At 52.7% G+C, this 19,314-nt stretch carries 21 protein-coding genes and 2 pseudogenes; 6 read left to right on the top strand and 17 right to left on the bottom strand.

Annotated features, from left to right (window positions below):
* Positions 1-182: 182 nt before the first annotated feature.
* The gene (locus FAP39_RS15725) at positions 183-956 is read right to left on the bottom strand and encodes a hypothetical protein (protein WP_138017341.1); all 774 of its coding nucleotides are present in this window, start codon (positions 954-956) and stop codon (positions 183-185) included.
* 80 nt (positions 957-1,036) lie between these two features.
* Entirely contained in the window at positions 1,037-1,549 is a 513-nt protein-coding gene (locus FAP39_RS15720) for a DUF805 domain-containing protein (RefSeq protein ID WP_138017340.1), read from the bottom strand.
* Positions 1,550-1,753: 204 nt separating this feature from the next.
* Between FAP39_RS15720 and FAP39_RS15715 the strand changes: the two genes are divergently transcribed.
* Positions 1,754-2,521: a DUF1835 domain-containing protein gene (locus FAP39_RS15715; RefSeq protein ID WP_138017339.1), complete on the top strand. Its 768-nt coding sequence runs from the start codon at positions 1,754-1,756 to the stop codon at positions 2,519-2,521.
* A gap of 94 nt (positions 2,522-2,615) precedes the next feature.
* Complete coding sequence (locus FAP39_RS15710) at positions 2,616-3,083, top strand: hypothetical protein (RefSeq protein WP_138017338.1); 468 nt, start codon at positions 2,616-2,618, stop codon at positions 3,081-3,083.
* Positions 3,084-3,127: 44 nt separating this feature from the next.
* On the opposite strand, the gene FAP39_RS15705 is transcribed toward FAP39_RS15710, so the two are convergent.
* From FAP39_RS15705 to FAP39_RS15645, 13 genes are all read right to left on the bottom strand, one after another.
* Positions 3,128-4,231, bottom strand: a complete 1,104-nt coding sequence (locus tag FAP39_RS15705) for an alpha/beta hydrolase (protein WP_138017337.1) — start codon at positions 4,229-4,231, stop codon at positions 3,128-3,130.
* A gap of 65 nt (positions 4,232-4,296) precedes the next feature.
* Positions 4,297-5,607 (bottom strand): ATP-dependent protease ATPase subunit HslU, encoded by a 1,311-nt coding sequence (gene hslU, locus FAP39_RS15700; RefSeq protein WP_138017336.1) that lies wholly within the window; start codon positions 5,605-5,607, stop codon positions 4,297-4,299.
* Between the two features lie 268 nt (positions 5,608-5,875).
* Positions 5,876-6,112: a hypothetical protein gene (locus FAP39_RS15695; RefSeq protein ID WP_138017335.1), complete on the bottom strand. Its 237-nt coding sequence runs from the start codon at positions 6,110-6,112 to the stop codon at positions 5,876-5,878.
* A complete protein-coding gene (locus FAP39_RS15690; RefSeq protein WP_138017334.1) occupies positions 6,109-6,660 on the bottom strand; it encodes a CbiX/SirB N-terminal domain-containing protein in 552 nt (183 codons plus the stop codon). The genes FAP39_RS15695 and FAP39_RS15690 overlap by 4 nt, the downstream gene beginning before the upstream one ends.
* 148 nt (positions 6,661-6,808) lie before the next feature.
* On the bottom strand, positions 6,809-8,329 hold the full coding sequence (locus FAP39_RS15685; protein WP_138017345.1) for a nitrite reductase: 1,521 nt from the start codon (positions 8,327-8,329) through the stop codon (positions 6,809-6,811).
* A gap of 70 nt (positions 8,330-8,399) precedes the next feature.
* Entirely contained in the window at positions 8,400-9,614 is a 1,215-nt protein-coding gene (gene nirJ, locus FAP39_RS15680) for a heme d1 biosynthesis radical SAM protein NirJ (protein ID WP_138017333.1), read from the bottom strand.
* Positions 9,615-9,618: 4 nt separating this feature from the next.
* Positions 9,619-10,104, bottom strand: a complete 486-nt coding sequence (ahbB, locus tag FAP39_RS15675; RefSeq protein ID WP_138017332.1) for a siroheme decarboxylase subunit beta — start codon at positions 10,102-10,104, stop codon at positions 9,619-9,621.
* The gene (locus FAP39_RS15670) at positions 10,101-10,556 is read right to left on the bottom strand and encodes an Lrp/AsnC family transcriptional regulator (protein ID WP_138017331.1); all 456 of its coding nucleotides are present in this window, start codon (positions 10,554-10,556) and stop codon (positions 10,101-10,103) included. The genes ahbB (FAP39_RS15675) and FAP39_RS15670 overlap by 4 nt, the downstream gene beginning before the upstream one ends.
* Positions 10,553-11,488 (bottom strand): siroheme decarboxylase subunit beta, encoded by a 936-nt coding sequence (gene ahbB / locus FAP39_RS15665; protein ID WP_425471444.1) that lies wholly within the window; start codon positions 11,486-11,488, stop codon positions 10,553-10,555. The genes FAP39_RS15670 and ahbB (FAP39_RS15665) overlap by 4 nt, the downstream gene beginning before the upstream one ends.
* Before the next feature lie 66 nt (positions 11,489-11,554).
* On the bottom strand, positions 11,555-12,700 hold the full coding sequence (locus FAP39_RS15660) for a cytochrome D1 domain-containing protein (protein ID WP_138017329.1): 1,146 nt from the start codon (positions 12,698-12,700) through the stop codon (positions 11,555-11,557).
* Complete coding sequence (locus FAP39_RS15655) at positions 12,697-12,999, bottom strand: c-type cytochrome (RefSeq protein ID WP_138017328.1); 303 nt, start codon at positions 12,997-12,999, stop codon at positions 12,697-12,699. Before FAP39_RS15655 ends, FAP39_RS15660 begins: the two co-directional genes overlap by 4 nt.
* Positions 12,992-13,783 carry a uroporphyrinogen-III C-methyltransferase gene (cobA, locus tag FAP39_RS15650; RefSeq protein WP_138017327.1) on the bottom strand — a complete coding sequence of 264 codons (792 nt, stop codon included), beginning with the start codon at positions 13,781-13,783 and terminating at the stop codon, positions 12,992-12,994. The genes FAP39_RS15655 and cobA overlap by 8 nt, the downstream gene beginning before the upstream one ends.
* Before the next feature lie 76 nt (positions 13,784-13,859).
* Positions 13,860-15,614, bottom strand: coding sequence for a nitrite reductase (locus tag FAP39_RS15645; RefSeq protein WP_138017326.1), 1,755 nt, complete (start codon positions 15,612-15,614; stop codon positions 13,860-13,862).
* 111 nt (positions 15,615-15,725) lie between these two features.
* On the opposite strand from FAP39_RS15645, the pseudogene FAP39_RS17940 reads away from it, so the two are divergent.
* The 4 genes and pseudogenes from FAP39_RS17940 to FAP39_RS15630 form a co-directional block, all read left to right on the top strand.
* Positions 15,726-16,256, top strand: a pseudogene (locus tag FAP39_RS17940) (FMN-binding protein); the annotation flags it as partial.
* A gap of 95 nt (positions 16,257-16,351) precedes the next feature.
* Positions 16,352-16,582, top strand: a pseudogene (locus FAP39_RS17840) (nitric oxide reductase activation protein NorD); the annotation flags it as partial.
* Between the two features lie 47 nt (positions 16,583-16,629).
* A complete protein-coding gene (locus FAP39_RS15635) occupies positions 16,630-17,133 on the top strand; it encodes a cytochrome c oxidase subunit 3 (RefSeq protein WP_171006890.1) in 504 nt (167 codons plus the stop codon).
* A gap of 4 nt (positions 17,134-17,137) precedes the next feature.
* Positions 17,138-17,395: a cytochrome C oxidase subunit IV family protein gene (locus tag FAP39_RS15630; protein WP_138017323.1), complete on the top strand. Its 258-nt coding sequence runs from the start codon at positions 17,138-17,140 to the stop codon at positions 17,393-17,395.
* Here FAP39_RS15630 and FAP39_RS15625 read toward each other — a convergent pair.
* Both FAP39_RS15625 and FAP39_RS15620 read right to left on the bottom strand, forming a co-directional pair.
* Complete coding sequence (locus FAP39_RS15625) at positions 17,383-17,946, bottom strand: DUF4202 domain-containing protein (protein ID WP_138017322.1); 564 nt, start codon at positions 17,944-17,946, stop codon at positions 17,383-17,385. The genes FAP39_RS15630 and FAP39_RS15625 overlap by 13 nt on opposite strands.
* Complete coding sequence (locus FAP39_RS15620) at positions 17,943-18,680, bottom strand: Crp/Fnr family transcriptional regulator (protein ID WP_425471443.1); 738 nt, start codon at positions 18,678-18,680, stop codon at positions 17,943-17,945. Before FAP39_RS15620 ends, FAP39_RS15625 begins: the two co-directional genes overlap by 4 nt.
* Positions 18,681-19,314: the final 634 nt, after the last annotated feature.

Here is a 19,314-nt window from a genome sequence, read left to right as displayed (position 1 = left end):
TTGTATCCATTCAATCGGGTTGGATACATCTTAGCACGCTGTCCGAATTTGCCGGACCACTTCAGTTCATGTTTATTCCTTTTCTGTGTTTTACGAAGCTATTTTGGTAGAACGTGTTAAATCGACGACGAAAACGATGGGGCTTGCCAAATTTAAGACAGCATGCCGCCGAGACATCTAAGTCAATTGCATTGGTTGTATTGGTAGTCTCCGTATTCGAGCCAGTTCTTGTTGCCATCTTTGAAAACGAGGAACTCGGACCGATCTTCTCCCAACAATGCGACCACAAAACCTTGTGGCGGCTGTGCATTACCAAAGTAACTGTAGGCCGTCATTGCACGCGTGGTGTCGCCGTTGACTGTCACGATCGCGTCCCATTCGCCATCTGCCTTATCAAGGATCAAGTACTCGATCTGGCGTTTTACTTGGCCACCGCCGCAGTACACCACCCCCTCTGGGGCCTCCATGGTGTTGTTGCCTGCTTGGGGTGCAGAACCGCAAGAGGACCGCAGTGATCGAATAGCCTTGCCTGACACTTTAAGGTCAAAAAGCCCATAGCTCACATCTTGATCCGCCATGGATAGATTGAGGATGGCGTTGGCTGCTATCTGATCAAGAATGAACTGGTAGTCAGCTGGGTCTTGGAACACAACTTCGACAGGATAGTTATCGACGATCCGCAGGGTGGCGTTCCCTTGACCCGCTTGAAAAGATCCGACTTCTGTCGAGCCATTTTTCATGAATCGGATGGAAAGGCCCTGCTTTTTGACCATGTCCTCACTGTCCTCATACCCGGCCGGGGCGAACCTGATCCTGTCGCACTGCAACTCGAGCGTCATGTTGTTTGTCTGAATAAATGCGTTAGGTAGCGGGCTACCGCTGAAGCCCCATTCGGCAAGCGCAGGGGCCGCCGAGAAACAACACATCAGGCATGCTGACAGAATAGCGTTTTTCATTCTTAACTCCCAAAGTTTCCCGATCGTGGGGACATTTATCGTTCTCTCGCGTTAAAGTGCCAGTGAGTGGTCATGCAATCCTAAGACGGCGCACCATATTCATTCGTGCCCTCTTGTGAGGGGCGCGAAAGCCACCAGATCATCAAGACAGAAAGCACAAGTTGAATCGCGTACATAACCATCAAACCGGTTGCACCAAGAAAGGCTGCGGGTCCTCGCAAAGTCTCAGGGTCTTCAACGCCGGTTTCGAGCGCTGAAAAAACTGCAACCCCGGTCAGCAGCATGACCATCGTTGCGATGCCAAAGGCCATTGGAAGAAGAAGATACCATCCAGGACGACCTGTATCATGTAATCGACGCCATCCCGCGGTGAGCATGGGAAGCAGCATCGCCAGTTGGAAAACTGAGTTCAGCAAGTTCGATCCCTGTCCTGTTTCCGGATCAGTGCCAAAAAGGACCGAGCTGAGTACCGCCAACCCGACGCTGACTAGGACGACGAACAGAACAAACCACCAATACTCTGATCTCTGCGCGCGGCCCGAAAATACGGCATATTTGGACAGGCAGGTCTTGACCGATTGCGTAAAACCCATTTTTGAACTCCTGTTTGTACCTTTGAATTCCCATTCGGTTCTTTGAATGATTGCCGACAACCAGTGGCGACGCAAGTTTTTTTGCAAAGTGAGAACTTTTGGCTGGGAAACCGCGAGACAGGTTGATTTACTTCAAATCGAGCGCTCCAACGCTAGGACGTGTCGCCTGACAACACAAACCGTCCTCTCAAACCAAAGGTAACAATGTCACACCCTGAATACATTCATCTGGTTTTGGGCGGAAGTGCCGGAGGCTGTGTGCGCGCCGCAGTTGTAACTTACGGCCTGACCGGACGTGTGCATGTGTTCGATGATGATCTGAGCCACGGGCCTTTGAAGGACAAACAAGCGCGAGCAGCATATTTCGAGGCATTGTTCCAAAACTATGGTCAGTTGCTTGACGATCCGGTTCCTTCGTTGGCCGATTTCGATGGCCTCTCAACTCATCTGTCTCAGGACATCATACCAGAAGTCTGTATATGGGCTGGCGAGAATGCGTCGGAGCGGACGTTTCTGGAGATGGCTTGCCATAGCTTGCGCCTTTTCAAGGGCGCAGTGATGCGTGTCGGCGCGACGGGTCTGAAGTCACTTCCCTATATTGGGCCACAGACCCCGGCTTTATTGGCACGCCTGTTTGATCGACGAGAAGAGGTAGATGTGGCTACCCGAGCGGCACTTTCGTCGGCCTATCTGCATCAGCGAGACAGCGGAGCAACACTGCGCAAATGGGACGCAGGCAAGATCATCGGGGTTTCCGATGACTACTATGACAGCCTGCTGTTGGCGTGTTGTCCACCAGAGTGGATTTGTGCCGCACGCGTGATCGGTACGGCGATGGGTCGCAGCGATGAGCATAATTTGTTGAGCGATGTATTTCTGTCGGGAAGGCTTCAGCACCTGATCGCGAAAGGCCTGATTGAGGCATCTGGCCCACAGACGAGCCTGCGAGACTATAGTGTGCGACGTACTTGACCGTTCCGCACTTTGGCGCAATGTTGAGTATCGATGCGTCAATGAGGAATGGGGCCGGTAGGATGACACGCAGGCCTTGTTGAGAGGATTTCGAATGACGAGGACGAACGTGACGGTCATTGCGGCAATCATAATGGCCATAGTTTTGTCCTTCTGGGCTGGATCCGAATTTAGACAGGCAAACATTGATGACCTATGCCTTGATCTTGGTGGGGGGCAAAATCCGGGGGAGTACCCGATTTGCGTCGTTGAAGTGCAAAATACGGCACTTTGGTTGGGACCGATCAGGGTCACGCGTAAGGACGTGGTCGAACTCGAACTCCAGCGCGGCGTTGATGGGCAGCCGCAGGTCCGCCTTGTAGTGAGTCCTGAAATCGCAAGCACTTTGACCGCTTTCACAATGCAATCCATTGGCCAAGACATGGACATTCGTATTGGCGGCCAATTGGCCAACTCCGTGCGTATTTCAGATTCGGTTCAAGGCGCCAGCTTCATCCTGGCACTCTCTGAAGAACAGGCAGAGAACCTGAAAACACTGCTCTCTCCCGACCCTATCAGGTGAGAGATCAGGGGATGTCCACTCCATCAGAACCCTAACGACGGGCGCTAGTTTCGTGGCAGATCAGGCGTAAGCTCGTATTCGGTGGCATTTTGAACCTGAAGCGAGCTGCTGGCCAGAGAACCCAAAGTGGACTGCGCGTCGGCATGTGCAAAATTCGGCATTTGCCGCACTGCAGTCATCATCGAGATCAGAGCGGGTGATTCAGCAAGAACGAAGTGCGGGTTGTCGGCTGTTTTGCTAAACCTCGTAATATCGACAAATGTGATTGGGAATTCGGTTAGCTCATCAATACTGTTCCCCAAACCCAATCTGTCAGTTTCCTTGTTCACAAGTGATGACAGTTTAAGAACTTTGTCTTCTTTGGACGTCACAACAATAAACGGCTGAGGCAATGTCCCTGCGCGTTTCGCTTGCTCGCGAAATACATCAATGGAAATATCTGGAGACATTAACAGCGTGCTGGAAATATTTGCAGCCGCCCATCCGGGTCGCGCAATTTCAATTTGGCGCAGAGTTTCCATCAAAAGCATGCCGCCCATTGAGTGGCCGACGACCAGTATGTTGCGGGCACCCGTTTGCGGAAGCATGTACAACAGCTCTTCCAATTCATCGCGCGCATGAAGCGCACTGTCACGGTCATAGGTATAGCCTGTCGGAGATCCGGCGCTGGGCCATGCAAAAACCATTGGAATGCCTTCTGCGCCAAAGTCAGTGTACATCTGCGCCATCCGGAAAACGGTATCTGCATACCCGTTATAGAATCCGTGCACATACAAGGTTACTTCTCGGTTTTCCGGCGGCAATTGGGCGAGGCGCTTGCGAATATCGGCCAAGAATGCACTTCCGGAGGGGTAGGTGTCTTGTGAGGCCAGCGCGAAGTGCTTCTTCAGGTTCGGTTTTGGCTTGAATAATGGGGGGTCACCAGCGACGCGGTCAGGTGGCATCGAGACCCAAGAGTGCACAAAGCTGAGCTTGTCAGAGCGGGTTTCGTCGAAGTACCCCGCAGCGTTTGTGCCGCGATTGGTCGCAATGAATACCTCTGCAAGGTTATCTGATGCCATCGCCTCGGGTAAAACTGGCGCAATGCTGCGATCTGCGCATGCCGCAACACCAAAGGCGATGAAGAAAACGAGTACTCGAAAAGCCACAACAATCCCTAACAAAAATATCTAGGGGACTATGCCCAAGACTTGTGTCTTGGGCTAGCAAAGAATTACAGCACGTACCGGCTTAGATCGGTTGATTTTGCCAGCTCTCCAAGGTTGGCATCGACGAAATCCGCATCTACGGTGATGCCCTCTCCTGAACGATCTGGTGCATTAAAGCTGAGCTCTTCGAAGACGCGTTCCATCACAGTGTAAAGACGGCGTGCACCAATGTTTTCAACGCTTTGGTTCACATCGGCTGCGATCTTGGCGAGGGCTTTGATGCCGTCTTGTGTAAAGGTGATCTTGACCTCTTCGGTTGCCATAAGTGCCGTGTATTGCAGCGTCAGCGCGTTATCGGTCTCTGTCAAAATGCGTACAAAATCTTCTTCGGTCAGTGCGCGCAGCTCTACGCGAATAGGCAGGCGTCCTTGCAGCTCTGGTAATAGATCGGAAGGTTTTGCGATATGGAACGCGCCAGATGCGATGAATAGAATATGGTCGGTTTTGACGGGCCCATGTTTAGTGCTGACGATGGTTCCCTCGATCAAAGGAAGCAAATCTCGCTGAACGCCTTCGCGACTTACATCACCGCCGCGGGCCTCAGCGCGTGCACAAACCTTGTCGATTTCGTCTAGAAACACGATGCCGTTTTGTTCAACCGAGGTGAGAGCAGCACGTGTCACGGTTTCATCATCCAAGAGCTTGTCAGCCTCTTCTCCAATCAGAGTTTCATAGCTTTCAGCAACCGTCATACGCTTTTTGACCGTTCTTCCGCCGAACGCTTTGCCAAACATATCGCCCAAGTTCATCATGCCCATCTGGTTTCCAGGTTGTCCGGGGATGTCGAACATTCCGCCAACTGGATTGGATGAATCAGACAGCTCTAGTTCAATGACGGTATCGTCAAGCTCACCTGACTTGAGCTTTTTGCGAAACATTTCGCGCGTTGCCTCGCGCGCATCTTCTCCGGCAATCGCAGTGATGACCCGATCTTGCGCAGCAGCAAAGGCTTTGGCCTTAACGTCTTCGCGCATAGAGTCGCGCGTTAACGCAATAGCGCTATCGACGAGATCCCGCACGATCTGTTCTACGTCGCGCCCTACATACCCGACTTCGGTAAACTTGGTGGCCTCGACTTTTATGAACGGCGCTTTGGCCAGCTTGGCGAGCCGGCGGCTTATCTCTGTTTTCCCAACACCTGTCGGTCCAATCATCAGGATATTTTTCGGGTAAACTTCTTCACGCAAGTCATCAGCAAGCTGCTTGCGGCGCCAACGGTTCCGCAACGCAACCGCGACAGCACGTTTTGCATCGTTCTGGCCAATGATGAAACGATCCAGTTCCGAGACAATCTCTCTTGGGGTCAAGTCAGTCATCATTCTCTCCAGTTCAAATCTATTGGGCGGAACCTAAGCACGCCATGGGAAAAGGCAAGCACCCATCAATAGGATTCATCTTATACACTTGGAAAAAAGCGTGTGGGGAAGGTGATGAGCGAACCCAGAACCTCTTCCCCACACTGATAAGCAATTCTTGCAAAGGTTTGGGACGCAATTTGCAAACCGTGAGTGGCGAATTGCCAATAAGATACATGTATCGTTTGGATCCGGGGTGGCACTTGACCATAGTCAACAGCGCGCGGAATTATCCGTCTGCTTCGTCCATCAAGCTCCGAACCCATCGCCCAGCGAGCCAAGCAGCGGGAACGCCAAGCGGGATGCTGAGCCACAGCGCGGTAAGCGGCGGGATCGAAGGCAAATCCACAGAATGCGCAATCAACCCAAGCAAAAACAGATTGATCGCAACTGTGGCCATCGCAAATGGGTACAGCAAAACAGCCAGCTTGCGGATTGACCAACGACCCTGAAGAGCATCCTTCATGCGGCGATCCTTTCCCATGATTTGAGCTTGAGGCTTTCGGCAATCATTTCAGGCAATCCAGAATAGTGGCCAAATACGGGTAACATTTCTCCCAAATATCCGCTTGCCCCAACGGCGCCGGCGACGTCAATCCGGAAATGGTCACCATCGCAGGCCAAGAATGGAACGCATAGGGTGTGATTGGCGCTATGTCTTAACATATCCTCTACAAAAGGTGCCTGCTCAATAAACCCAGTTTCTTTTTTGCCAAATGGTAGCAGACGTTCCAGCCGCTTCGCAAAAGATATCGCTGCGTTGGCTGCCATGTTGCTGCGTGCCGAACCGTGGGCTGCAAGGCAAACTTGGGTGGATTTGATTGGCCAACCGAGTTGAATAACGTGGTCAGCAACCATTTGGGCGGCAAGGTTTGGCAATGCGGTCTCTAACCCTAGAGGCGGTAAAACCTCAAAATTGCGATCCTTCAGGCGCTCTGGCAGAGCTTGACGCACAAACCACCCATCGGCCATAAAAAATGGATAGACAAAGGCACCGTCGCTTAGCTTATCCATTGCGCACTCCAAACTGTTTGGAGACGCTAAGGTGGCTGAAAGAACCTTCCAATCTGGAAGTTGTGCGGCGAGCAATGCGCGCAGCGCGGACAATGCCTGCTCTGATGGGGCGGGTTTCGAAGGTTGGCCATGTGCAACTACAAGCACTTCAGTGGCTGGTACCTTCAGAAAACGTGATCTTGTTCCAGACATTGTATTTCCCCGAGGGTTTCCGCATTGGTAGGCGTCGTATTTCTTCCAGTGTTGTCGCGTCATAGACGATCACTGCTCCGTCATCTTCCCAGACAGAAACCAGAGCAAAGCGCCCGTCTTTCGTAAATTCGACATGGGCAACAGTCGCGTTTGGCAGGGGGCGCAACGTCCGTATGATTTCAAGACTTTGCTTATCAATGACATGCATCACATCCTTGTTTGGCCCAAAGAATACATCGGCCCAAAAATACGGTGTGTTTTCATGGCTTCGTAAGAAAAAGCCGGGACCGTCTGTCTTGATGGTATGGATCGTTGACCAGCTTTTCGTATCAATAATTGACAGCTTGCCTTCCTTGAGATGCGGCGTGGCCATGACACGAGATCCGTTGCGATCCCAACTGATACCTGACCCCAAGTGGGGCATTCCCTCAAGGGGCAGCTCGGCAATTTCGCGACCCACATTCAGATTCACAACAACACCCCGCACACCATCACGCGCGGCACCGATCAAATTTCGATAATCATCGGAAAAGAAAAAGTCATCTAACGGTTCGCTGATCTCAATGCGACGGCGCGCAAACAGACCTTGGCTACTGGGGATGGCTTCAATCATTCCTTTTCTCTGAGTATGCACAAACCCCTCATAAACAGGGGCGGCGTTTGGATCTGTTGCGACTTCCCAAATTTCGGGGGCGTCTTTCAGCGCAAGAATGAAGCTCTGACGTTGAGGAGCCTGATAAACAGCAGAGACACGTGACTTGGTTCCGTCCTTGGCCTCGATCTCCATAACGCGTGCAACGCGTAGGTCATCTGTCGCCAAAATTGTCAAAGTCATCGGCAAATAGTTGGCCACAGCGACCCATTTTCCATCATGGCTCATGGCAATGTTCCGGCTATTGAGCCCCGCACGAATGCGCCCAACCTGTTTGAGCGTCCACAGGTCATATTTTTGGACCCAACCGTCACGCGACATGATGAACACAAACCGCCCGTCGGGTGTAAATTTGGGTCCTCCGTGCACAGCGAATGGGGTCTCGAACCGGTCGAGAACATCAAACGTATCGCCGTCTAGAACACTGACGTGATGGTCGCCTGTTTCGACGACCAAGGTAATGTTCATTGGGTCCGCAGACCAAACCGGCGCATTGGCGGGCGCATAGTCAGCATCCAATGTGCGACTTTGCATAATCTCGGTCTCGCCCCATGGGGGCAGGCTTTCCAAGGGCTGTTTCAGATATTGGGAAAGCGCCTCGATTTCAGCGCTGTCCAGCGTGGTTTCAAACGCAGGCATTTGGGTTGACGTGCGCCCGACGCGAATGACGTCTGCAACTTTTGGTCCACGCATTCGCTTAAGTGTTTCAGGGATCAATGCGGGCCCAAGACCTCCTAAGCGATCTTGGCCATGGCAAGAGGCACAGTGCTCTGAATAGTTCGATGCGGTATCTGCGTGGACCACAGGCGCAATGACAAAGAGCATCAAAGCGCATATTGCGCCGATCGCGTGGTGTGCAACGACAGGGATCGCGTCAGGGTCGCGGTCACGCATTCTAGAAAAACTTGTGTGCTGGATCATGGCTTTTGCCTCTGAATGGCGTGACCTCAAGGCGATCAGATGTTTCCACACCAATTTCTGCGTCTGTCAAATAACATGCGGGGTCTTCTGCCCAAGGATCGCCCGTCAACTGAAGGGCGCGAATGCGTGTGTTTCCCCCACATACATCTTGCAGGGCACATGCCCCACAGCGGCCTTTTAAGGGGCGCGGGCGCATGCGCAGTGTCGAAAGCATCGGGTCCTCACCACTCCAAAGGGTTGAAAATGGCGTCTGTTTGACATTGCCGATTGTATAATCAGACCAATAGGTATCCGGATGAACGCGGCCAAGGTTATCGATGTTGGCCACGCCCAAACCAGAAGAATTCCCCCCCCACGCAGATAGGTGCGCGCGGACATGTGCCTCTTTCTCGGCGTCAAAGTTCTCGCGAATCCAGCGCAGGAAGTATCCGGCATCGGCGTCGTTATTTCCGGTCACGATATCCAAATGCCGACCGGCGCTGACATCGGACCATGCGCGCTCTATCAACAGATCAAGACCCCGCCGTGTGCGTTTATGCGCTGCGTCTTCGCCGCGATTCTTGTCGCCGCGGCCCGCATAAACAAGGTGCGAAAGGTAGAATTTGTCGACGCCTTCATCTTCGCAAAGCTGAAGCAGGTCGGGTAAATGTTGATGGTTTCCTTCCGTCAGGCAAAACCGTAAACCGACTTTGATCCCGCGTTCTTTACAGGCGCGAACGCCGCGCAGCGCATCGGCAAAGGCGCCATCGACACCGCGGAACCAATCGTTTGTGGCACCGATGCCGTCAATCGAAATTCCGACATAGTCAAATCCGATTTCGGCAACTTTGTCGGCAGTTTCTCCATGTATTTTGGTGCCGTTTGTAGAGAGCGCGAGCATGCGGACCATTTTTCGTGCACATTTGGCGATTTCGAACAGGTCAGGACGGTCTAGTGGCTCTCCACCCGATAAAATAAGAGCAGGCACGCGAAACGCCCCTAGATCGTCCAGGGTTGAGAGCGCCTGTTCATGGCTAAGCTCGCCGGGGAAATCCACATCGGCAGATACGGTATAACAGTGGCGACACTTAAGATTGCACCGCCGCGTCAGATTCCAAATTACGACAGGTTTCACAGGGCCCGACCCACGCCGAGCACGTACCGGAGTAGGGGTGATCAATTGGTGCATATATTCGGTCAGGCGAAACATAGTGCTATTCCCTGCTTCGAAGCCGAAGCCCCGTTTTCTTCAGAATTCGGGTTGAATAGAGTGTGTCACTCGCGCGGCAGACCGATCCCAACAGGGTTTTGATTTCTAGCCGCTTTTCTTCGACTTCTTCGCGGCTTGTTCCGTGAACCATTGCGAACAAATTGTAGGGCCAATCAGGTAAGGCGCGCGGTCTTTCATAACAATGGGTTACAAAAGATAGTGCGCCGACCTTTGCGCCCAACGCCGCGACAAGGTCATCTTGGACATCCCAAACCGTCATGCCATTGGCGTTCATGCCCAATTTGTAATGGTTTGGCGCGGCTGCGATCCGCCGGATCACCCCGGTTGACTTCAAAACCTCAAGACGGGAAACAAGGTCCGTCTCGGACAGACCAAGCGCGTCAGCAATTTCGACATAGGGGGTTTTTGTGATTGGCAAACCACCTTGTAACGCTTTGATGATGTCTCTGTCGTCTATGGTCTGTGTCATGCGGTCACTCGAAATCCGATAAAGAATTCCTGTAATTTTGGGAAACGGTGCACGATCAGCCCTGTTTCCTGTTCAATTGTGTCAGCTGTTGCGGTGATGCCTTCTGGGGTTTCTGTCGCCAGAACGAACCACATATTTAGCTGGTGGGTGCGTTCATAATTATGCGCCACCTCGTCGTGGGCATTGACTTTGGTCAGGACAGTTTCAAATTCTGCGCTTGGAACGGCCATAGCACACAGGCAAAACGCGCCCCCCATGGCCGCAGCATCAAAAAACGGCCCGAACCGTGTGATGAATCCCTGAGATTTCAGCCGCTCAATGCGGGAAAGGACATCGTTTTCAGTCAGGCCGATTTCGAGCGCTAGATCAGCAAAAGGCCGATGGCTTAGCGGCAGATCATCTTGCAGCCGGTTCAATAGATCGCGGTCTGTCTGATCCAATATATGTGTCATGCCGCATCTCCGATCTGGCGTGTGATCATGGCCCCGCGTTGCTTGAAGCAATGGGTGGAAAACAAGACCTTGTGTGCGATTGATTGCAAACAGGGCAGGGCGGTCGCACGCGACAGGATCTCGTGCGCTTCTGCGCGATCTCGCGCATGAATCATTGAATACAGGCGATAGGGCCAGACATCTTGAACGGGCGTGCGCTCGTAACACAGCGTGATTCCGGGTACGGCCGCCAATGCTGGGCCTGCTATATCAATCGCGTCGCTTGAAATGTCCCAAACCACCATCGCGTTTGCATTCCAACCAAGCGCGCGGTGGTGCAGGATGATGCCAAAGCGTGAAATCACGTTGGCATGTACCAAAGACGAAACGCGACCTAGGATGTCTTGTTCTGCCCGGCCCATTTGTGCGGCAATTGCTGCAAAAGGTCTTGAAACCATCGGCAGCCCCCGCGTCAAGCATTGTAGAATGTCTTTGTCGCCATCTTGCATACAATCCATATCCACGGTGCGCTTGGTCAACGGCATGGTTGTGCGATCTTGCGTACGCAACCGGAAACCAAGATCAACGTTGAACGGTCGTACAAGCCTTAGATCCAACACCTTGTGACCCGAGATGCCTTCTATGCGCGCCAAGGTGGCATTTACATGCTCGCGATCAGGCCCGGTCACGACAAACCACAGGTTCCATGTATCCTCGCGGAGATAAGAGTGATTCACACCTGGTTCGGCGCCAATCACAGCTGCCACTCTCTCTATTTCGTTTGGGGTCGCGGAAATGGCCGCCAAGGTGCTGGCGGACACCGTATTGGGGGCGCATGTCGCGCCGATGCGGCTAATTCTTCCTGCTGAGCAAAGGAGCGAGAGTCGTTTCAACACCTCTGTTTCATCCACCTCCAACGTATCTGCGAGTTTGGCAAACGGCGCAGATACTATTGGAAATTTGCGTTGCCAGTCATCCAAGAGGCGATAGTCGATGGGATCCATGCGTGTTTCCATCGTCTAAAGTCCAGTTTTATGAGCGCGGGCGGTAAAGAAAATGCCAGAGGGGCTTGCCGCGTCTATTTCCCCAATTTTTTCAAAGGTGCGCGTATCATAAACGATGACCTTGTCTAAATCGCGCACAGAGACCCAAACTTGATGTCCGCGTGGTGTAAATTCCATGTGCAGAACCGCTGGTCCGGGCTTGAGTTCGTGTATGATCTCTTTGCTCTGGGTGTCGATGACTTGGATCGTGTCATTCAAGGGATGTGCAAAGTTGACCCAAACATGCCGCCCATCTGGGCGTGCCATTGCGAACACGGGTTGGCCATGTGTTTGGGTGCGGCCTGTTTCATTCAGGTCAGCGGCGTCGACCCACAGAACTTCGTGGTGTCCGACTGCAGGCAGAACGAATTCTCCGTCGGCCAATGCCCACCCCTCAAGATGGGGCATTTTGTACACAGGCATCTCCTGTTTGCCGCGCCCATAGTTCGGCAAAATGTGTTGGGGGACGGGGGTCTCATCCCAAAGATCAAGCGCAGTAAGCCCATCTTGGCCAAACAGGCCGGCAATATATGTCCGCCCATTCGAGGTAATCAGCGCATCATAGGGGTTGGTGCCGATGTCTTTTATCTTGGTAACTTTGGGCGAGGGGCCTGAAAAATCTGCGATCCACGTTTCCCCCGCATCCCAAAGGGTGAACACAAACCGCCGGCCCGGTGCGTCGACCAAGCCAATGGTTTTTGATCCAGTTGGAAGATCGGCAACCATTTCCAAAGTGTCGGCATCAAAGACGCGCACTCCGCCAGGCTCGTAGTTAGACACTGCAACGAGCTGGCCATCATCAGAAATGGCCCCGCCAATTGCATTCCCCGACTGCATGACGCGTTTCGAAATTGTCCGTGTCACAATATCCACTTTTGTGAGACCGCCGTCCCGACCAAATACATAGGCAAACCGCTCGTCAGGCGAATACACCAAAGAGGCATGGCTTAGGTCGCCCAGCCCTTCGATGCGCGCAAGAGCAGCCCGTTCTGATTGATCAATCAGCAACACCGACCCGGTGGCACGTTCGATCACCAATCCAAGGTCACCGGTCGCTGTAGGTTCGGCCCAAGCTGAACCCAGACACAGCGCAGCAATGGCGGTTGCGAGAAATAGTTTCATGGCGTTTCACCTTGTAACAAATATTGGGCGATCCAGTCCGCTTCTGATGGTGTGAGCAGGGGACGCCACGGCGGCATTGCGGTCTCGGGAATTCCGTCCAAGATGACGTCTGACAACACCTCAACATCATAATGTGAGAGGGCTTGTGGACGTAAATCAGGACCCAATCCGCCTTTGAGCGTGAGGCCGTGGCATGATCCGCAATCCTGATGAACCAGCCGTTTTAACGCCGCTGGATCCGGATTCTCTTCAGCGCACACCGACGTTGCCAGAACGCAAAGCGCAAGCAAGCTACGCATGTGCAATGGCGGGCATCTCCGCCTCTAAATCCGTCAAGATCGCAGACGTGGATTTGGCGTCATAAAGCGATACCACCTGCCCAATGATGAACAACACCGGTGCGCCCATTTCAGCGCTCCGAATGTCATGTGCGATGCTGCCAAGCTTGGACACCAAGCGGCGTTCCTTGTTCGTGGTTGCGTTGGCAACAGCAAGGACGGGTGTTTGATCTGACAGACCTTCGGTCATCAATCCGACCGCAATTTGTCCGATGTTGGCCACGCCCATGTACACAACCAGCGTTGTGTCGGGATCGGCAAGACGCTTCCAATCCAAATCAAGAACTTTGTTCGACTGTCTGTGCCCCGTTACGTATTGGACACCAGTGGCCAAACCCCGATGGGTCAATGGCACGCCGGTCACACAGGACACCCCTTGCGCTGCTGTGATTCCGGGGGCGTATTCAACATGGATATGACGATCCATCAAATATCCGGCTTCTTCTGACCCACGTCCAAATATCAAGGGGTCACCCCCCTTAAGGCGGGCAACGGTGTAGCCCGCGCTGGCTTGGGCATATAGAATTTCGTTGATTTCATCTTGTGGTACGGGATGGGATTTCGGGCATTTTCCGACAGATATCATCCGTGCCGATTTCGGAGCCATTTGCAAAATTGGATCAGAGACCAAGCGGTCATATACCACCACATCTGCACTTGCGAGCATGCGCACCGCGCGAAGCGTCAACAGCTCAGGATCTCCTGGTCCAGATCCGATCAAAAGGACTTTTCCTGGCTGTGTCATGACTGGCTCCTTGTGGCTGATGACGGCGCATTGAAAGGGTGTTGGCCGACGGCAATGCGTCGGCCAACACCAGAGATTAGTAAACGTCTTGGCGTGTGTTAAAGACGTTGAATTTGCCTGTAGGTGTGATCAGGCGTGGATCTTTGATCACATGTTTCAGCTCAAGCGTTTTGTCGTCGACAACAACGATCGCACTTTCCAGATCTTTGCCGTTCCAGACAGAGAACCAGATTTCGTCGCCATCGACATTGAATTCACCTTGAACAACCCGAGGCTGACCTTCGGCAATACCTGCCCACTCGACGATAGGAAGTGTGGTGTACTCAGGCTCTTCTTGCGTTAGGTCGCCTGTTTTGAAGACCGCGATCGAACCGGATACTTCGGCATCTGGGTTCAGCGGCGCATCAACATACAGGTTTTCGGATTTTGGATGTGATTTCACAAACAGAGACCCACCGCCCAGTCCATACAGGGTCTGTACGACCTTCCAAGCACTGTCTGGATGACCTTCTGGATCGGTTCCGATCAAGGCAATCGATTCATCACCAAGGTGAGATGTTGCCCAGACTGGCCCAAAGGTTGGGTGCATCAGGTTTGCGCCACGTCCCGGGTGTGGTGTCTGTCCACCCGTTTCTGTGATCGCTGTCAGCGTCCCTTCTTTGGTGTCGATGACCGCGACTTTGCCACGGGCATTTGCTGCCGTCAGGAAATACCGCTTGGTGCTATCAAATCCACCATCGTGCAGGAAACGTTCTGCTTCGATCTCGGTAACTTTCAGGTTTTTGATATCTGAATAGTCCACAAGAAGGATTTTGCCGGTCTCTTTGACGTTGACGATGAACTCTGGGCGATAGTGAGATGCCACAATCGCAGCAACACGTGGTTCTGGATGATACTCTTGCGTGTCATAAACCATGCCGCGTGTGGACTTGATTTTCAGAGGCTCAAGTGTGTCGCCGTCCATGATCACATATTGTGGGGGCCAGTATGCACCTGCGATGGCATATTTGTCTTCGAAGCCCTTCATTTTGGAGGTTTCGATAGACCGTGCTTCTGCGCCGACCTTGATTTGGGCCACAGTTGCAGGTGTTTCCATCCAGAGATCGATCATGTTGACCAGCGCATCGCGGCCAATCACAAACAGATACCGCCCAGATGCCGAAATACGGCTGATGTGAACCGCATAGCCGGTGTCGATAATCCCATGAATTTCATAGGTTTCGCCGTCGATCAACGCGATTTGACCGGAATCTCGCAAGGTGACAGAGAACAAGTTGTCGATATCGATGTCGTTCATCTTTTTGGATGGACGATCTTCCGGAGCAACAATCAGTTTCCATGTCTCGCGCATCTCGGCCATGCCGAATTCTGGCGGTGTCGCTGGATCAAGCAAGATATAGCGCGCCATCAGGTCGACTTCGGCTTCGCTCATGTCGCCTGAAGTACCCCAGTTGGGCATACCGGCAGGAGAGCCGTAGGTGATGAAGTCGCGCACATACTCATATCCGTTTTCACGGGTAATATCGACTGTCAGCGCCTTACCGGTGGCGCCTTTGCGCAATACACCGTGGCAGCCTGCGCAACGTTCAAAATAGATTTTGTTCGCGGTGTTATATTCTTCTTGGGTCATGACCGGGTCGCCTTCACGGCGGCCAGGAATTTCAATATTTAGCTGACCAAGAGTTGTCATGCTGGGTTCGTAAGACGCAGCGGGCCCATTTGCATGATCTTTGGGCTTTTCTTCGGCTGCGGCGAAAGTCGCAGTCAAACCCAGTGCAAGTGAAGCGCTGGTCAGAAACAATGTTCTGCGAATGGCATTCGTGGTTTTCATAACGGCATCTCCGTTGAGCTGGTGAGGCAATTCCGAGTCTCACGCTTTGCCGCGTTGGGTTCCTTGACTTTTGTTAAGGCGGTTTTGGCCAATGAAACCTACGTTTTAGATATGTGTTTTAGCCGTCCAAAATTTTGGGTGCACGTTGCGCAAATTCTGGTGGTTTGCGCTGTGGCCTTGTCATGCGTGACGCCTTGTGCCGCCCAAGATCGCCTGTCTCTCGAAGCGCAGATCGCACCTGCAACACCCGATAGAGTCCTAGCGAGCGAAATGTTCGGTGTTTCAGGTCGGGTGGATTTACTTCGTCAAGAGTCACCCGTTCCCGGTTGGCGGGTCTCAACGCCGGATGGTGCGAACTTGGGATATATCGGGTCCAGTTGGGAAATTGCCCGAACCGTGGGGTATTCAGGTCGCCCTATTGATATGCTGGTTGCCATTACGTCCGATGCCAAGATTGCTTCGGCCAAGCTCATGGCACATAGCGAACCGATCCTTACATTAGGCCTCTCGGATTCAGACATCGAAGATTTTGTACAAGGTTTTTCTGGCGTGGATCTGAACGATCCAACACCATCCTTGGATACAACTCAGAAAAACCAGTTGGACATTATCTCACGTGCCACCGTCTCTACTGGTGTCATACGTGATGCAATACTGCGGGTTGGCAGAGAGCTTGCCTTGTCCAGAGGCATTCTGGATCAGGGCCGCATTGACCGTCTCGTTTTTTCGCCGCGCACAAGCCCAATGATCTTGATCACTATGAGGGGCGCCATGGTATCGAAGATACCGCAATGGCCGTTCGAGAGGCCCGCCGTGCCGGCCATTCGGTTTATGGAATCACAATTGATAAAAGTGGCAAGAGCTGGTTTCCGCGCATGTTCGGGCAAGGGGGCTTTGCGGTTATCCCTGACCCCAACCGGTTGATTTATGCGCTGCCGCAGATTTATCGCCAACTGGTGGGAATATGAATGAGCCTCAGTTGTCTCTTCTGGATGAATTGCCAGGAGAATTGATGATGTGGGTTCTTATCATTAGTGAACTGTTGGTTTTTGGGGCAGGGCTCTTGGCATTTTCGGCGGTGCGTTTGACGGACCCTGACGGGTTTGCACAAGCTCAACAACATCTTGACCGTACTGGCGCGGCGCTAAACACGATCGTGCTGGTTACAAGCGGCTTTTTGGCCGCGATGGCGCTTCGGTGGCGAGAATCTGATCGGCGCAATCTTGCACGTTTGGCTTTGATCGGGGCTTCGCTGCTTGGTGTTGTATTTCTGGTCATCAAAGGTGCGGAATATGCAGACAAAGCGGCGCTGGGCATCACTTTTGAAACGCACGCGTTCTTTTTGTTTTACTATATGCTGACCGGGTTTCATGCGGCCCATGTGGTCGCTGGCATTCTGATCCTGTTGCTTGTGGCGTGGAAGGACGCGCCGCGAAACATAGAGGCCGGAGCTGCGTTTTGGCACATGGTTGACCTAGTTTGGGTGCTTTTGTTCCCCGTCATCTATTTGTTTGGATGATCTGATGAGCACCCAAGTTCTCTTACGTGCCTGGCTCTTTTTGATCGGACTAAGTGCGGCATCTGCCTTGGTGGCGCATGAGCTTTCGGACGTTCTTGATCGCCGTCTGGTGGGGATGCTCATTTTGGTGCTCGCCTTTGCAAAATCGCGCGTGATTTTGACATGGTATCTTGGCTTGTCGCAAGCACCCTCATGGAGACGTGGGTTTCAGGTCGTGCTTGGGCTATATTGCTGCGTGTTGTTTGGGTTTTATTTGCTTTGAAACGCCGCTGCCAAATCCGACGGCAGATCAAATTCCTTTAGGACGCGCGCGGATGCATCTGCGGACATTTTGCGCGCCGTTTTTTCGACAATACGCTGAATCTTTTCTGGACTGTGCTTTGCTGCGAATGGGGCGAAATACCAAGTTAGAAAAGTGAAGCAGATGACATCCTCTAGGGCTTGCACATCCGCGTCACGCTTAAGACCCTCTTTGCGTATCATTCGGCCTACGGTGTTTACGCGTTCGCTATCATATCCGGCGGCTGTCATCAGTTCGCAAACCCGTGCGCTATGATGCGCTGCAAGATCTTTGCGCCAAGTGAGATATCCAATTCGGCCAGCGGGGTAGGCGGCTCTTTGAAGAATCCAACGCTCTATGTGCTGCCCGCGCGCGGCAATTTTTAGGACATCGTTTGCATCTGGAAACAGGCGCTCGACTTGAGCGCTCATGCGCTGGCCATACAAAAGGGCTTCGGGGTGTCCATCAATTTCCCGCGGATCCAACGCATTCGCTGCGTCAATGGCGTCGATGGTGCGCTCAAGCTTGGTCATGGAATCTTGTTCCAAGCGACAGCGGGGTCGTGCTCGGAGTATTCCCGCAGAGTTTCGATATCTTCGATGACAGCATGATTCTTGTTCACCTTGACACCTGCGTTCTTAAGGCGTGCAAAGGCACGTGATAGGCTTTCGGGCTTCATCCCCAAACGCCCCGCGATAAGTACCTTGTCGTAGGGCAAGGTCACTGTACAGCCACCGATTTCGCAATCGCACAAATCGAGTAAGAATTCAGCAACGCGTTGGGCGCCGGTTTGCGCCTTAAGTTGTTCAAGCTGCGCCACTAGTGAATGCAGGTGGTTAAACGTAGATGCCAGAATGGTGATCCCGATTTGAGGGTCTTCTTTCATCAGGTGCACCAGTGCAGATGATGGGATGTGCATCACGTCACAAGGTGTGACGGCCTGAGCAGAGACGGGATAGGGTGCGCCGCGCAGGGCAACCGCTTCGCCAAAACTCTCGCCTTTTGTAAAGACGCTTACAATGGCTTCGCTGCCGTTGGGGGCAATACGGAACAACTTGACCCAGCCATCCAGCACGACGTGAATTGACGTGGCTTTTTCATCTTGCAAGAACAACGTTTCGCCGCGCTCGTAATGCTTCCAAATCGCAGAAGTCAGAAGGTGTTCAACGTGTTGTTCCGGCAGCGACCGGATCAACAACGAATTGCGGGCGATGCGTTTGTGAACTTCATAGGCCACTGGGTAGATCCCTTTTAGATTGGGGCGCATGGAAGCTGTCAGGCTATAGCAAATCAGTGATCTGCGCATCTGATTTCTGTAAGAGCGCGCTGTTGTCAGTCGGGTCTGCGGATTATGGCAATCCTTTTGATGGACCTGACAAAAGTCAAGTAAAGCGACTGCCATCTTCCCTAGGATGCGAATCTAGCTAGGGAAAAGGGCAATTTTTTGCAACGCGCACTCGACATAATTCACTGGGTAATCGCGAGATCGCGATTCACTACGTGTGTGCGCCGTGCCGGGTGTGTCTTTGCTGTTCTTTTGCTCGTGGTTCAGGCCGTTGCTCCGTCGCAAGGCCTTGCATTCGTTGACGGAAATTGGATCGAAATCTGTAGTGATGAAGGTGCCGAATTTGTCCGGTTGGATGCACTTGGCAATGAAATTCCAGCAGAGGGCGAAAAGTGCCCAGAATGTTCGACTTGTACATTTTGTGCGACTGCCTGTGCCGCGATTTTGACACCGGCCCAATATTCCCAGCGCGTTCATTATGTCACTATTTCTCAACCCCGAATTGAATGGGTCGAGAGCAAAGCAAATTCTGCGCAATTTTGGCCTGATACCCGTGGACCCCCGTCTGCGCCCCGAAATAATTTTGCAAAGGCACTTTCTTTGCATTTGGCACCAA

It is taken from the genome of Shimia litoralis (assembly GCF_005518135.1).
Classification (GTDB): domain Bacteria; phylum Pseudomonadota; class Alphaproteobacteria; order Rhodobacterales; family Rhodobacteraceae; genus Shimia_E; species Shimia_E litoralis.
The sequence above is the reverse complement of the archived record's forward strand: the minus strand, read 5'-3'. Positions and strand labels throughout refer to the sequence as shown.